General features: G+C 38.5%; 11 protein-coding genes and 1 pseudogene. 4 read left to right on the top strand and 8 right to left on the bottom strand.

Translation table 11 applies throughout. The annotated features are described in order from the left end of the window. Complete coding sequence (locus tag IPK91_13735) at positions 1-996, top strand: DNA/RNA non-specific endonuclease (protein ID MBK8298307.1); 996 nt, start codon at positions 1-3, stop codon at positions 994-996. 659 nt (positions 997-1,655) lie between these two features. Here IPK91_13735 and IPK91_13730 read toward each other — a convergent pair. The 6 genes and pseudogenes from IPK91_13730 to IPK91_13705 all read right to left on the bottom strand — a co-directional run bounded on the left by IPK91_13730 (position 1,656) and on the right by IPK91_13705 (position 9,448). Continuing rightward, positions 1,656-3,047, bottom strand: a complete 1,392-nt coding sequence (locus IPK91_13730) for a vanadium-dependent haloperoxidase (GenBank protein ID MBK8298306.1) — start codon at positions 3,045-3,047, stop codon at positions 1,656-1,658. Between the two features lie 195 nt (positions 3,048-3,242). Then, positions 3,243-3,932: an anaerobic ribonucleoside-triphosphate reductase activating protein gene (locus IPK91_13725; GenBank protein ID MBK8298305.1), complete on the bottom strand. Its 690-nt coding sequence runs from the start codon at positions 3,930-3,932 to the stop codon at positions 3,243-3,245. After that, on the bottom strand, positions 3,913-4,095 hold the full coding sequence (locus IPK91_13720) for a hypothetical protein (GenBank protein MBK8298304.1): 183 nt from the start codon (positions 4,093-4,095) through the stop codon (positions 3,913-3,915). The genes IPK91_13725 and IPK91_13720 overlap by 20 nt, the downstream gene beginning before the upstream one ends. A gap of 4 nt (positions 4,096-4,099) precedes the next feature. After that, positions 4,100-6,205, bottom strand: a complete 2,106-nt coding sequence (locus IPK91_13715) for a ribonucleoside triphosphate reductase (protein MBK8298303.1) — start codon at positions 6,203-6,205, stop codon at positions 4,100-4,102. Between the two features lie 315 nt (positions 6,206-6,520). Next, positions 6,521-8,924 (bottom strand): annotated as a pseudogene (locus IPK91_13710) (cbb3-type cytochrome c oxidase subunit I). 92 nt (positions 8,925-9,016) lie between these two features. After that, the gene (locus tag IPK91_13705) at positions 9,017-9,448 is read right to left on the bottom strand and encodes an Rrf2 family transcriptional regulator (GenBank protein ID MBK8298302.1); all 432 of its coding nucleotides are present in this window, start codon (positions 9,446-9,448) and stop codon (positions 9,017-9,019) included. Positions 9,449-9,718: 270 nt separating this feature from the next. On the opposite strand from IPK91_13705, the gene IPK91_13700 reads away from it, so the two are divergent. Next, positions 9,719-11,026, top strand: coding sequence for a T9SS type A sorting domain-containing protein (locus IPK91_13700; protein MBK8298301.1), 1,308 nt, complete (start codon positions 9,719-9,721; stop codon positions 11,024-11,026). Positions 11,027-11,075: 49 nt separating this feature from the next. Here IPK91_13700 and IPK91_13695 read toward each other — a convergent pair whose 3' ends face one another. Beyond that, positions 11,076-12,347, bottom strand: coding sequence for an OmpA family protein (locus IPK91_13695; GenBank protein MBK8298300.1), 1,272 nt, complete (start codon positions 12,345-12,347; stop codon positions 11,076-11,078). A 947-nt stretch (positions 12,348-13,294) separates the two neighbouring features. Between IPK91_13695 and IPK91_13690 the strand changes: the two genes are divergently transcribed. Next, on the top strand, positions 13,295-13,825 hold the full coding sequence (locus IPK91_13690) for a putative metal-dependent hydrolase (protein MBK8298299.1): 531 nt from the start codon (positions 13,295-13,297) through the stop codon (positions 13,823-13,825). A gap of 92 nt (positions 13,826-13,917) precedes the next feature. Further along, entirely contained in the window at positions 13,918-15,498 is a 1,581-nt protein-coding gene (locus IPK91_13685) for a peptide chain release factor 3 (protein MBK8298298.1), read from the top strand. 82 nt (positions 15,499-15,580) lie between these two features. On the opposite strand, the gene IPK91_13680 is transcribed toward IPK91_13685, so the two are convergent. Next, positions 15,581-16,288, bottom strand: a complete 708-nt coding sequence (locus tag IPK91_13680) for a DUF4197 domain-containing protein (protein ID MBK8298297.1) — start codon at positions 16,286-16,288, stop codon at positions 15,581-15,583. Between the last annotated feature and the right edge of the window lie 26 nt (positions 16,289-16,314).

Genomic DNA, 16,314 nt, shown 5'->3' with positions numbered 1-16,314 from the left:
ATGGATTCACATATTGGATACAACCCACGATTTTTAGGAAGAGCGTATTATCTCCCGCTTCCAAAATTATCTGCCAGCCAAAAACAGGATATGATCAAATATGAAGGCAAGAAATACAAATTAGATTATATTCATTACAGTGTCGTGATGTGTAAAAGCAGAAGGCTTGCGTATTTTACTGCTGTAAATATTGACGGATCCTGCTGGCAAAACAATTCCAGAGAAGGATCCTGGAAAGAGGAGAAAAGAATCGCAAATCATGAGCAGCTTGGCAATAAACTGTATCGTGCAGAACAAAGTAAATTTGACAAAGGGCATTTGGTTCGCAGGGAAGATCCGGAATGGGGCGATAAAGAAATCAGTTTAAAAGCAGGCGCACAAACATTCATTTTTACCAATTGTGCGCCCCAGCATGAAAAATTAAACAGGGATATTTGGGCCGACCTAGAGGCAAATATTTTACATACAGGTGCAGATACATTGAATGTAAAAGTGTGCGTATTTACAGGACCTATATTAGCACCTACCGATGGAAGTTTTATTACACCTCTTGATAATCATTACATACAAATACCAAATTTATTTTGGAAGGTGGTTGTATGGAAAAAATCTGATAATAAATCATACGCTGTTGGCTTTGTACAAAGTCAGGAATCCTTTTTAATTGAAGATGGTATCATACAAAAACCATTAACTGTAAATTCGAAATTACTTTGTAAAATGACGGACGATGATTTTTTTGAACACATTCAATTTAAGGATGGTCAAACCTATCAAGTTCGATTGGAAGAAATAGAAAAGTTGAGTGGTTTAAAATTTGACTGGAAACATGTAAAAAGACCCTTTAATCAAAATCCAATGGCAATCCATGGAATCAAACGATCTCCACCATCAAATGATATGCCTGCTAAAATTCTAAGACAAGATCCAAAATCCAAGGATGTGTGTGTTGTAAGATGGAATCCTGTGTACCAGTTGGAAGGATTGGTGATTTAGGTGATTTAGGTGATAGTTGATAGTTGTTAGTTGATAGTTGTTAGTTGTTAGTGGTAGGTGTTCAATGTTTCAAGATAGACCTCATTAGTCATTGAACATTGAGCATTGAATATTGAGCATTTATTCCCCGAAGCATGATTTTTAATGTTCAATGTACAATTTTCAATGAGCAATGTTCAATTGAAAAATAAAATTTATTCGTCCTTCATTCGTGCATTCGTGGCAAATCTTCCTTCTTCAATTCGTCCTCAATTCGTGCTCCATTCGTGCATTCGTGGCAATTCTTATTTCTTCAATTCGTGCATTCGTAGCAATCCTCCATTGGTATTGAGCATTATTTCTTCGAAGCATGATTTTTAATGTTCAATGAGCAATGCTCAATGAGCAATGTTCAATTGAAATATAAAATTTATTCGTCCTCAATTCGTGCATTCGTGGCAATTCTTCATTCTTCCATTCGTCCTCCATTCGTGCATTCGTGGCAATCCTCTATTGGTATTGAGCATTATTTCTTCGAAGCATGATTTTTAATGTTCAATGAGCAATGCTCAATTTGCAATGTTCAATGGAAGATATAATTGAGCTGTGTTCAAAGAATTTTTAAAAATAGAGGGCTGCCAGTATGACAGCCCTCTAAGCCAATTACGTATAAAAAAATTTTATCTTCTCCAGGGTAATTGGAGTACACGTCTTGCAGTTAAAATTCCGCAATAATTGCCGCCTTCGTAATCCATGCGGTAATGAACGCCAAGAGGCAAGCGACTGAAAGCATTTTCATTTGCAAGGTCTCGCAAACTATTATAGGCACGAGGATGTCCATTGAAATCTGTTCGTTGTTGGTGGCAAAAATCTGTAAACGGATAACTGCCGCCTACAAAAGCTTCTAAAATACCCACTCCAGAAAACGCAAATGTTGCATGTCCTGAAGGGTAAGCTGGGAATGGTGGTGTAAAACCCAACCAAGGGATGGTAAATTTTGCATCAATTTCTCTTTGGATATAGGTAATGGGGCGTTCCACATTGTATTTATATTTATTGTACCAGCAAATTACGGCAGCATCGCTTAATGCCATCCCAATTTGGGCATATAATAAACAAGTTTTCTCCAAATTGAAATCTTCCTCATTGACTATTTGATCCGCAATTGCTACCATTCTTGCAGGCGGACTAAAAGTCCAACCTACCCGATCATCACTCCAAAATTCGGCCATGTGCTCCATGTCCCCTTTAGGTTCTTTGCGTGCAAGATTTGTAACTACATACGTTTCGTAAGCCTGTGCATAAATTACTGAATTTGTATCGGAATTACAGGTATAAGGAGAAACCAATGCATCCATATCACCAGGTGTTACTGCAAATCTTCTCACTTTACCCCATTGAGAAAACAAACCACGATCTGCAACAGTAATTGGATCCGTAGGAATCCATTCACAACCTTGGGCATTTACTGGTACAGGAAAAGGATTGAGATGTGCATTGTGACCAATAGGATCCGAAATCGAAAATCTCCAAATAGCCGTTGCGACTTCCCGGCCATGCGCTTCTGAATTATTTAATAATTCTTCAGATGCTGCATTTCGATATTTTGCACGCAGTTCTTTTTCTTTATTGACAATTATATTTAGATAATCCTGCTTATTCAACACATTTCCGTTTCTATCTTTAAAAGTTACATCCTCAAAAAATTTGTTCATCAGGTATGCATACGATGCATTGATGACTTCCGGCCAATACAAATTCTTTTTGATGGCAGGCATATCAGAAATACCAATTTTATATTGCAGGGATTGGTAATCCGGCATTCCTCCTAAACTAGCTTCATAGGCACTTAAGCCTAAATAAGCCAATGCTCTTGGAGCTGGTCCAGGTCTAAAAAACGCTGCATAGCGGTCCAATTCCATAAACACTTGAACCCATTCGTGATACACCGAATTGTCAAGCGATTGCATGAGATCATCGGTACCAGAAGTATTTTCCGATTTATTACAGGACATCGTAGATCCCACTAAAAAAACGATGGCCAAAAACAATACACGTGTCGAGATTTTCATAGAAAACTATTTTAATATTTATTTAAGAGTTGTTTGTCTTATTTATACAAAAATAGGAGTTGAACCTGTTTATAAAAAACTTTTAAATTTAATTTTTAAAAAATTAAATTATTTAAGACCTTTTTAGCTTGTTTTAGGTTTTTTGGCTGCAGCGAAGCCCTTTTCTGGCTTTCATTCAATACCTTAAATTATAATTTAAGACCGCACGATGATCTCAAATTTAGTCGAACTGAAGTCCCCTTGTTTAATGAATTGGTAATCGTTTGGAAGTTCACCAAGGGTTTTGCAATTGTTAAAGAAATTTTGAAGGTAGTAGGTTCCCGAATAATTTCTGGACTCTAAATAGTGGACCATTTGTAATAAATCATCCGGACTCAAGAGTTTAGAATGGATTGTCGTCCGGACTTCAAAAGGTGCATTGATTTTAATTAAAAACTCAAGACTTTGTTGAAATTTATTAAACAAACCAGATTGGGTTACTTTATAAAATTGATTTGGTAGTGCTTTAAAATCTAATGCAATATAATTAATGAGTTGATTTTGAACTAAGGATTTTAATCGCACTGGATAAGACCCATTGGTATCTAATTTTATCAGAAAACCGTGTTCTTTTAAATTTTGAATAAACGATTCAATCTTTTTATCCATCAAACATTCACCGCCACTTAATACGACTCCATCCAAAAATCCCTTTCGGCTGGAAATCCACTTAAAAGCATCCTCATGTGAAATAGTCCCTTTACCTTTTACGATATCAGGATTATAACAATAATGGCAACGCATATTGCAGCCTGCATACCAAATAATACAGGCTGTCTTATGTGGAAAATCCAATAACGTAAAGGGTGTGATATGATAGATGGAATTAGTCACGGCTTGTTTCAACAAAATGCTTTCGTTCTGTATGTTCACCCTTTTTACCAATATTAAAACTCTCAACCGGCCGATGGTAGCCCATTACCCTGGTAAACACAAGACATTTGCTTCGTTTTTCCTGATGCAATTCAAGAAACTCTGATTCAGATCCATTTTTAAATTTGGTTTCCATATAATTAGTTTTTAGTTTCACTGAAAATCGATTGTAAAATATGTGCATCGCATTTTGGGCAATAACTGTGTTCGCCATTTAAATAACCATGTGTATTGCATATACTAAAGACCGGTGTAATTGTGATATAAGGCAATCTGAAATTTGAAAGTACTTTTCGAACCAGATTTCGGCAAGCTTCAGGCGAACTAATTTTTTCTCGCATATATAAATGAAGTACGGTACCTCCTGTGTATTTGCATTGCAATTCATCTTGCTGGAGCAGTGCCTCAAATGGATCTTCAGTGTAATGTGCAGGGAGCTGCGAACTGTTCGTATAATAAATATTATCACCAAAACCTGCCTGAATTATGTCTTCAAATCGCTTTTTATCCTCCTTTGCAAAGCGATACGTAGTGCCTTCTGCCGGGGTCGCTTCCAAATTATATAAATTGCCGGTGATCTCTTGAAATTCTAATATACGACTGCGTATAAAATCCAAAATTCGAAGTGCAAAATCACGACCCCATTCATCCGCAATGGAATGGCGATCTTTTGAAAAATTACGGATCATTTCATTCATTCCGTTTACACCGATGGTTGCAAAATGATTTTTCAAGTTTTTCAAATAGCGCTTCGTATAAGGATACAATCCCCGATCAAATAAACCCTGAATAAATTCGCGCTTTTTTTCTAAACTCGACTTGGCTAATTCAAGTAACTGATCCAAGCGGAGCATTAAAGCGGCTTCATCATTTTGATAGAGATACCCCAAGCGTGCCATATTAATTGTTACGACGCCTATACTTCCAGTCATTTCCGCACTTCCAAATAAGCCATTACCCCGTTTTAATAATTCGCGCAAATCCAATTGCAGTCGACAACACATGCTGCGAATGGCATTGGGCTTGTAGGCATTCGGGTTTTCAACCCGGATTCCCTGTTCATCCAACATAAATTGACTCCCTATAAAATTTTGAAAGTATGATGAACCAATTTTTGCTGTATTCTCAAAAAGGAGGTCGGTATTTTCACCATACCAATCAAAGTCTTCTGTAATGTTGACAGTTGGAATGGGAAAGGTGAAAGGCTGTCCATTTGCATCGCCTTCTGTCATTACTTGATAATACGCTTTGTTTATTAAATTCATCTCAGCCTGGAAATGCCTGTAACACAATTCATCTGGCTTGCTTACACCCCGATCTTTCGATTTAGCTAAAATAATTTCATCCTGTATGTCTTTAAAAAGATGCTGGTCCTTGCGACTTGGAAATTGATCTTGTAAATCTTTTGGGACCGTCCAGTCCAAGGTTATATTCGTAAAAGGTGATTGTCCCCAGCGGGCAGGTACATTCAAATTATAAACAAAACTCCGAATTGCTTTTAATACTTCTGCAAAACTGAGTTGGTCTTTAAAAACATATGGAGCTAAATAAGTATCAAACGAACTAAATGCTTGTGCTCCGGCCCATTCACTTTGAAGAATACCAAGAAAATTAGCCATTTGACCCAAAGCTTCTCTAAAATGAGCAGGAGGCCGACTCTCCACGCGGCCCCGTACTCCATTAAAACCTTCATTTAATAGCATGCGCAAACTCCAACCTGCACAATAGCCTGTAAGACAATCTAAATCATGGATATGATAATCTCCATTTCGATGCGCATACCCTTCTTCTTTTGTATATACTTTATCCAACCAGTAATTAGCAATCACTTTACCGGCGACATTGTTGATTAATCCGGCACTGGAATAGGAAGTATTTGCATTTGCATTAATGCGCCAATCGGTTTGGTAAACATATTCATTTACAGTTTGCGAACAATCAATATAGCTGGTATCATCGTTTAAACCAAGTACATGCTCCCGTTGCAATTTACGTGTGTGCCGATGCAGCATAAACGCCCGCATGACATCAAATTCAATAAAATCAAATAAGGTCTTTTCTATGAGATCTTGGATATCCTCAACTGCCCAACAGGTTTTTGTATTTAAATAGTTTTGAATGGTACGCAAGCATTTTAAATTCAAGGCTTTGTTTTGTCCTAAAAATGCTTTTTGCAGCGCATCTTCAATTTTATTAAATTGAAAAGGACGGTATTCTCCATTTCGTTTGATGACCCAGTCTGGCATATTTAAAATTTGAAAAAGTAATTCTATTCTGACCCATTGAAGAGTCAAATTATTATTAAGACAATTATATCTCAAATATATAACAAAATTGTAATATTTAATTTTTAAATAGAATAATTTTTTTCTTCTATTTATTTAATCATCGCTAAATATTTATTGATTTATAAATAAGGATCTTAATTGCCAAATTAGAATTAAGAAATGCCACGAATGCACGAGTGGAGGACGAATGATAATGAAAAAATGAAATTTATTCGTCTTCAATTCGTGCATTCGTGGCGATAAAAGTTAACATGAATGCCATTAATTATTGAATTACATAACTACTTCTTCCAATACTTTTTCATCTACTTCTTCATGAATTGCTTCATCCATTTGTTTAATGTCTGTTGCTTTTGTTTTCAGCGCATTTGCCCGTGACACGATAAACCAGGTCAATGGAATGACGCCTCCAAAAAAAGAAAACAGAAGCACCGATACCCCGCATCCAAGTGAGTGAATTGAATATTCCATAATCAACAAAATCATGCGAACGACCATACCACAATCCTTGTTCGACTACTGCTTTAAATTGGATGGATCCAGCAGGAAATAAATCCAGGACTACCATCAACATCAATCCGGCGTTGATAGACCAAAAGGAGAAATTTACAACCCGGTCATTCCATCGTCCACTTTTTATCAATAAACGGGATGCAAATAATAAAGCGGCCAGTGAAATATTTCCATAAACACCCATTAAGGCTGCGTGTGCATGATTTACAGTGAGGTAGGTTCCGTGTTCGAAGTAATTCATGATAGGCAAATTAATGATAATGCCCAATACCCCTGCACCAAAGAAATTCCAAAAATTGACAGCTACTAAAAATTTAAAAACTTCCGGGAACCCAAAATTTTGAAGTGATTTATGATCAACATCACCCACTGCAATCTTAGGCATGTTTTTAAATCTCCATGCTTCAACAGTCAACAGAATTAATGGTACAAATTGCAAGGTGGAGAAAACAGATCCCAATGCCATGGTTGCCACCGGTTTGGCGTTCCAATAAAAATTATGTGAAATACCAAGCAAGCCCGTTCCTAAAAATAAAATAGTTGCAAAATAAACAACCCGGATCGCAGCTTGTCGACTCACCAATCCCATCAACACCATCAGGTAACTGACAATCACGGTGATAAATACCTCGAAAAATGCTTCTACCCACATGTGGATCACCATCCATCTCCAAAAATCAGCAATTACAAAATTGGTTTCTGGCTTTGCAACAAATCCAGATAAAAATAAAAGGGGAATCCCAATTACAGAATACATAATCCAGTTTGGTAAATTCCAAGGCTGACCTGCAATAAAAGCTGGTTTTATTCCCCGATATACAATCACTCCCCAGAGGATAAATATACCCATTAGTAAAACCTGGTACATTTTACCAAAGTCAACAAATTCCCATCCTTGATGTCCAAGCCAATACCACCATTTTCCCATCAATCCGAGAGGACCTAAAACCATACCGAGCAATGAACCACCTACTAAAACAAACAATAGAACAAACAAGGTATTGATCATTCGCAATTGCCCAGGCACTTCTTTCTTGGCTAAGATCGGCAAGATAAAAATAGAGGAAGCGATCCAACAAGTTGATATCCAATACAAAGACAACATAAGATGCCAGGATCTGGAAATTGTAACCGGTAGATCCTCTGTAATGTGAATGCCCAAATAAGACATCCAGTTTATAAAATCATTGATGGTAAATAATCCACTTGAAACTTGTAAAAAGAATAATAGGATGGCTACAAAGAAAAATTTGAAGGTAGCTTTCTGGGTAGCTGTAGGTTTAAATGCAGCTACACGTTCCAAAGTAAATAAATCCCTTTTCGGAGGCTTGAAAAATTTATTGGGCAATTGATTGTACTGACCAATAAAATATAGGACCACACCACAAGCCAACACAAAGGCCAACAAGCCCAATACACTCCACAAAATTACAGGAGACGTTGGGGTGTTCCCAGCAAGTGGATCATAGGGCCAATTGTGGGTATAACTAAACGAACTGCCCGGCCTTTGGGTCACACACACCCAGGCACCCCAGAAGAAAAAGGATGCTAAATCCGCCACATCCTCCCGGTTGGCTATATAATTTTTAGGAGGAAAACCTGCTCCTGAATTTTTATCAATAAATATATCTGTGTAATGTTTTTTCAATTGTTGTAAGGCATAGGATTGTGCCACTGAAAGTGAAACAATATTTTCCGCCTTATTAAACGCATTTTCTTTTAATTCGACTTTAACTTTTTCATTAATTTGTTTTACTTCATACAAGTCAACCTCTTTTCCTGTTTTAAATTTTATTTCAGTGATATAATAATCATTCATGTAGACCGTAATCCAATGCAACGCTTCAGCTGTATAATCAGGACCTCGCTGCGCACCATCACCAAAAAAGCTGCCATACTCCATCAGTGCTTTTTTATGAAAGACTTCTTGCCCTCGTTCAATTGTATTTTGATCGATCACCACGGCTCCGGTTGCATCTTTAAAACCAGTCATCGGAGGGGCATCGATGTAAGTCTGAAATCCAATCATCCCTACACCCAGGATACTTATAATCAATATAAAAATCAGCGGCCCTCGCCAATTTTTTGTATTCATGATGTAGCTAATATTTTTAGTGGCTGAAGCACCATTGCTTCCCTGGCCATTTTGTCCGTTTGATTCCATTTTATGAATTTTTATATTATAAATTAGTATTTAAAGTTTTTAATCTATTTAAGACTATTTTATCTTAATTAGATGCAAAAAAATAGCCCTCCTTACAAGCGCATTTTACCCATATTTATAGCTTTAGCCAAATGTTGCAAGGAAGTCTTCTTAAATTCCATTTGCAAATTGCCCTTTACATTTTTCCAAAAGTTGTGAACAGGACAAGGTTCCCGTTCGCCACAGCCAGGTAAACCCAACAAACATTTATCAAAAAAATCCTCCCCTTCCAGAATATGCACAATGTCAATTAGATAAATATCCTTACTTGGTTTTTTCAGAATAATCCCTCCGTGTGGACCCCGGTGCGACTCCAACAATCCATGTTGATTCAAAGTCTGAAAGGTTTTAGTCAAAAAGTGAAATGAAATATCCAGTTCATCAGAGATTTCTCCAATGCTTACATAATTGTCCTGTTCGTTCTTTGATGCTACGTACATGAGCGCCCGGAGGCAATATATAGTGGCTTTTGAGAGTGCGCGCATATCAGAACATCAATTAAGACTAATTTGTCCCAAATTTAAACAGTTTTTAATAGTTGCAAACTTTTTTGTATTTTTATTTTGAATTAATCAATTTTTTTTAAGCCTTTTTAAGTATTTCGTAAGGTTTTGGCATTCAATTGATCCGTTGCATGCTTTGCTTTGGTTTGATATTTAAAAAATACGTTTAAGCTATTCACTATGTACACTAAACCTTGTTGCTTATTAATTCTATTGTTTTTTGTTTTTCAGAGCGCTCTGAATAGCCAAAAATTGGATTGGATTTATACCTACAAAACGGTATCTAGGGCACATAAGATCAACAAAGTTTCGGATCAGGTTTATATTGTATCAGGGTATATGGAACATTCCAATTTAATATTCTGTGGTCTATTTGACTCAAGTGGCCAACATTTAAAAACATATACTTTTGAAAATAGAAATTATTCAAGTTCTGTTGCTTTTCAGGGGGTGCTGCCAAATGGAGAAATAGCCCTGTTGCTCTATGATGGAAGACTCATGCGTATTAATCCGTTTGATTACTCAATAGATTCCAGCCTTGCGGATATTCTAACCTATTTTTGGGAGCCTGTAACCATTTATCAAGCTTATTTAAAACACGATACGCTATGCGTCGTCGGATACAACACAGATGCTAACACGCTGTATTTTGAATACTCTTTTTACAACAACAGTTATTCAAATATTAAAGGAAATTTGAAATATCCATATACAGCTATTGGAGGATTTTTTAATTATCACAGTATGTATTCTCTTCGAAAAAACGACAGCTTGTATTTTGAACATTTTACTGCTCCTTATGACACAGCCGTAGTTTCGATTCGCATTGATACCTTCTTTAAAACGTTTCAAAAAGCAATTTTATCAAATCGTAATGAATATTATTTAATGGGTTATGCTTTGGACTCTACCATTTATGGAGTTATTTGTAAATTTGATACAACAGGTCAGTTGAAATGGCGTAAAACGTTTAGACCTGAGAAACCAAGTAGAGGAAGTAGACCTTTTAAAATATTTACTGATTTAAAAGAATCATCCGATTCAGTTATCTTGATCGTTGGAACAGAAGGATCCTACATTACAGGACCTATTAGCAATTCAATTATTATTAAACTCTCTACATTCGGAGACGTCTTGTGGGAAGATAAAAAAGCCTTCTTACATGAAGGCAATTCAAATAATGAACTGGCGTTAGATTCAGCAGGAAATTACTATGTTACCGGCACCGCAGGACTTTCAGATTACTCCATTCCAAACAGGGCTTATATTGCAAAGTATTCCAATGAAATTGTTCAAAATAAGCATGTTGATGTAAATTCGACATTCAGCATTTACCCGAATCCTGCGACTGATTTTATTTATATTCAATTACCCAATCACTTTGATTTTAACAAGAGTTTTGTTGAATTCTATAACTTACAAGGTCAATTGATTTATAAATCAATACTAAATCAGTTAACAGAATCAATTCCATTAAATTTTATAAAAGATAAAATACTCTTGGCACGAATAAGCTCGAATGGCAAATCCGTTTATTTTCAAAAAATAATTTTAGAATAGCTTCTACAGGAATGGAGGCAAACTAAATCAGAATAATACCTGATAAAATTTACTTCTTCGTAACTCGTATTGCCACCCGTCGGTTCTGTTCTCTTCCTTCCGGGGTATTATTGTCTGCAACCGGAAATTCAGAGCCATAACCTTCAGCTGATAAACGGGAAGCATCAATTCCTTGTTCGATAAGTGCATGCATCACAGCTTCTGCACGTGCTTGCGACAAATTCTTATTTGCATCTGGATTTCCAGTTGCATCTGTATAGCCTCCAATTTTAAATTCAACTACAGGAATCGCTTTCATGATTTTAGCAATGTTTTCAATTTGCTCTGATGAAACATTGTTTAGAGTAGCACTGCCGGTTTCAAAAAGAATTCGGTCAAAATTAAACCAGGTGGTTTTATCCACTTTGGTGGTTTTACTTTGAATCCAATCCAATAATTTAATTTCAATTCCTTTTTCAGGAAGTTTTAATTCAAATTCACCCAAACGAATGTTCATTTGATTTCCGAGTGATTTCCAACTTTCTTTAAACCGAAGACCTGTTGAATCCAACATTTGTTGAGCTTGTTTTCCAGCCAATTCCGCTCTTATTTTTGCTGAATCTGCCACTGCCGACATCACTTGTACTGCACGATTTGCTTTATCAGTCAGTTCTTCCCGGTTGCATTTTTGCAACAACATAAACAAACTTGCAATCAATGCTACAAGTCCTGTAAGGTACAGCCACCACAAGGAACCAGATGGAGCTGTTTCAACCTGCGTTTTAGATTCTATGGTATGGCTTGATTTTTTTGTTAAACTTAATAAACTGCTGAATCCAGATGGCAAGATAGAATCCCATTTTTCTTTGGATTTTTCCAACCAGGCATAAAATCCCGGTAACTCCATCTGTCCGTGGCTGATTTGTTCTTTTAAAACATGCAATACCAGCGGTGCTGCAATCGAAAGTACTTTTCCAGCTGCATTGTCTGATTTAAATCCAGCTACCTGACTTATAAATTTTAAACTGCTGGAATTTCCTCCAAACAACATTGCAAGTAAATCTGATCCAGTGGATCCTGGCAAACTGTCTGGTAATTGTCCGCTAAACAACAAAGGCGTTTGATCTTTCCAATTTGCAGTTCCTGAAAACAAACGGATCAGATTCCAGATTTTCATAGAACTAGTTGAATCGTTTGCTTTTGCTGAAATGCCTGCTAAAATCAGGGCAATTGAGCTGTCCATTGCTTTAGAGCAGATCAAATCAGATTCTCCGGTAAATTTTGCCAGATGATTGATTTCATCCCGACCCACCAATTTTTTTATCAGATCAAATGCCTCCATATTGAAATATTTCGGACAAATTTAAGCCTATGAATGAGGGTTTTTAGTAAATCAATTGTTATTTATGTTTAATAGGATCGACTAGGGGGCTGAGCGTCTGGAGGGCTGCGCGTCTGGAGGTCTGGGGGCTGGAGGGCTGAGCGTCTGGAGGGCTGAGCGTCTGGAGGTCTGAACGTCTGGAGGTCTGGAGGGCTGGGGGGCTAAGCGTCTGGAGGGCTGAGCGTCTGGAGGGCTGAGCGTCTGGAGGTCTGAACGTCTGGAGGTCTGGGGGGCTGGAGGTCTGAACGTCTGGAGGTCTGGAGGGCTGGGGGGCTGAGCGTCTGGAGGGCTGAGCGTCTGGAGGGCTGAACGTCTGGAGGTCTGGGGGGCTGGAGGGCTGAGCGTCTGGAGGGCTGAACGTCTGGAGGTCTGAACGTCTGGAGGTCTGGGGGGCTGGAGGGCTGAGCGTCTGGAGGGCTGAACGTCTGGAGGTCTGGGGGCTGGAGGGCTGAGCGTCTGGAGGGCTGAGCGTCTGGAGGGCTGAACGTCTGGAGGGCTGGGGGGCTAAGCGTCTGGAGGGCTGAGCGTCTGGAGGGCTGAGCGTCTGGAGGTCTGAACGTCTGGAGGTCTGAACGTCTGGAGGTCTGGGGGCTGGAGGGCTGAGCGTCTGGAGGGCTGAACGTCTGGAGGTCTGGGGGCTGGAGGGCTGAGCGTCTGGTGGGTTGAGCGTCTTGAGGGTTGAGCGTCTGGAGGGTTGAGCGTCTTGAGGGCTGAACGTCTGGAGGGCTGAGCGTCTGGTGGTCTGGAGGGCTGAGCGTCTGGTGGTCTGGAGGGCTGGAGGTCTGGAGGGCTGAGCGTCTGGAGTGGTTAACGAAAGGTTTGGTCTGACAATTCCCAACAAATTCCATTTTGTGACGTTAATTTTGAGAATCAGCTTGATAAATATTCACCATTTACCCTGATACGCTATGGATCTAGAAGTTTTAAAATTTCCGATAGGTCGTTGGAAATCTAAATTGGTTTACCAGGAATCTGAAGTCCGGGAATGGATTCAAGACATTGCACAATTACCGGAACAGCTGGATGAACTATTAAAAGATCTACAGGACGAACAATTGATTTTCAAGTATCGGCCAGATGGTTGGACCATTCGACAAGTGATCCATCATATTCCAGACAGCCACATGAATGGGTACATCCGGCATAAATTGACGATTACCCAAGTTGAGCCTACCATCAATCCGTATCTTGAATCCGTTTGGGCAACATTGGAAGATGTTCAGACTGTGCCCGTAACAGCCTCGCTTCAACTACTTAAAAACCTGCATTTAAGGTGGTCGGTCTTTTTAAAATCACTTGATCCCGAAGAATATACCAGAATCTACATTCATCCGGAACATCAGCGAAGCATCAGTATACAGGAATCCATTGGAATGTATTCCTGGCATGGACGACATCACCTGGCACATATTAAGAATGCCCTTGAAAATCCATATTAAATCCATTGATTGCAGCGATTCTATTGAATTCTCTTTATAAATAAGCTTGTTTTCTATTTACAGCACGCGGTCTGGAGTATTTTTGCGCCCTCATGAGCCAAATTGAAGAATTACAGAAGCGACGAACCTTTGGGATCGTTTCACACCCGGATGCTGGAAAAACTACCCTTACTGAAAAGTTATTGCTCTTTGGGGGTGCCATTCAAACGGCAGGTGCTGTAAAATCCAATAAAATAAAGAAACATGCGACCTCAGACTTTATGGAGATTGAACGCCAACGGGGCATTTCGGTGGCAACCAGCGTGATGGCATTTCCATATCGTGATTTACAGATAAACATCCTGGATACTCCCGGACACAAAGATTTTGCAGAAGATACCTTTAGAACTTTAACAGCAGTCGATAGCGTCATTGTGGTCATTGATGTAGCGAAAGGCGTAGAGGAACAAACGGAAAAACTGGTGGAAGTTTGTCGTATGCGGCACACTCCAATTATCGTTTTTATAAACAAACTCGATCGCGAAGGAAAAGATGCTTTCGATTTATTGGATGAAGTTGAAACGAAATTAAATTTAAGAGTCACCCCACTTTCCTGGCCTATTGGAATGGGTCAAAGTTTTCAGGGGGTTTACAGTCTGTATGAAAAAAAGTTCATCCACTTTCGCCCACATGGAAAGCAGGATACAGAAGACAGTGTGTCTATTGACCGCGTTGAAGACCAAAGGCTATCTGAAATCGTGGGTCAACGTCCACACAAACAATTTTTGGAAGAGCTACATACCATTCAAGGAGTTTATCCGGAATTTAAACGCGAAGATTATTTGTCTGGCAAAATTTGTCCGGTTTTCTATGGTTCCGCTGTAAATAATTTTGGGGTTCGTGAATTGTTAGATTGTTTTGTTGAAATTGCACCCACTCCATTGGCACGTGAAACCGAAGAGCGTGTGGTCGAACCCAGCGAACCTAAAATGAGCGGTTTTGTTTTTAAAATTCATGCCAACATGGATCCCAAACATCGTGACCGGATTGCTTTTTTCAGAATCTGTTCAGGTGTTTTCGAACGAAATAAAAATTACTACCACGTCCGCTTGCAGCGCAATTTAAAATTTTCCAATCCAACTTCTTTTATGGCAGCTCGCAAGGAAGTTGTTGATGAAGCATATCCCGGAGATGTTGTTGGATTGTTTGACAGTGGAAATTTTAAAATCGGAGATAGCTTATCTGAAGGGGAATCATTACATTTTAAAGGCATCCCCAGATTTTCACCCGAGATCTTTCGTTTTGTAAACAATACCGATCCGTCCAAATTTAAACAATTTGCAAAAGGACTGGATCAATTAATGGATGAAGGCGTTGCGCAGATGTTTATTAAAGTAGACAGCCAACGAAAAATCATCGGAGTTGTAGGCGTTTTGCAGTTTGATGTAATCCAATACAGAATGGAACACGAATACGGTGCTGCATGCAGTTACGATGCCATTCAATTGCATAAAGCCTGTTGGGTTGTATGCGAGGATGTAAAAAAACTGGATGAATTTATTGCGCGCCGTAAAAAAGATCTTGCACGTGACAAAGATGACAAACTGGTTTTCTTAGCAGAATCTGCGTGGACCCTTAAATTGGTTCAAGAAAATTTTCCCGATATTCAATTTTTTACATCCAGTGAACATTGAAAGAAATGTTCCAATTTTTCAATGATGCAATCCTGCAATATTTGATTGGAAAATTGCAGCATTGTAGCATTGCAGCATTGATCTACTTGTCTTGTTTTGAAAAGACTTTTTTCAACAAATCGCTGGTACGTGAAGACAGATTGTGACGAATGTCTTTTTCTTCTTCCTCTATTTTTTTAAACAAGCCTTCGAGTGCTTTGCGCGTCACGTAATCGGTCATATCTGGATTGGCCTTTTTTACAAATGGAATTTGGTTGTATTTGCTTACAGCCGATGACCAAACTTGGATTGCGCCTACTTTTTCCATTGATTCCGTTATAATTGGTTTAAATTCTGCATATAAGGGATCCGTTGTAGTGGATTGGAGATATTGTGTTGCTGCATTGTCTTTACCCTTTAAAATATTCCAGGCATCAGCAATCGACATGGATTTAATTGCGCTTAGAAATATTGGTTTGGCTTTAATGGCAGCATCTTCGGCCGCGCGATTTAATTTTTCAATGACATCCTCCTCAATGGAAGCAAAACCTGGTACCGGACGCAATTTATCACAAACCTTTTTTGCATCTTCCGGAAGCATAATTTTATAGATACTTTTAAAATACCCATCTTTTTGGGAAAGCAATTCGGTGCCTTTGTTGGTTCCTTTGGAAAGGGCTTCTTTCAAGCCATTCGCTACATCGTCTGTGCTGATATCCTGACCGGTAACTTGCTTTAGCAGTTTGCCAAATTGGGCATTACAAGAACTGAACAGAAACAAGCCCGAAAATGTAAAAAGAAGGTATTTCATATATTTTTATTATTAGAACCACAAAA

This window comes from Saprospiraceae bacterium, assembly GCA_016712145.1.
Classification (GTDB): Bacteria; Bacteroidota; Bacteroidia; order Chitinophagales; family Saprospiraceae; genus Vicinibacter.
This window is presented reverse-complemented; position numbering and strand designations above follow the sequence as displayed.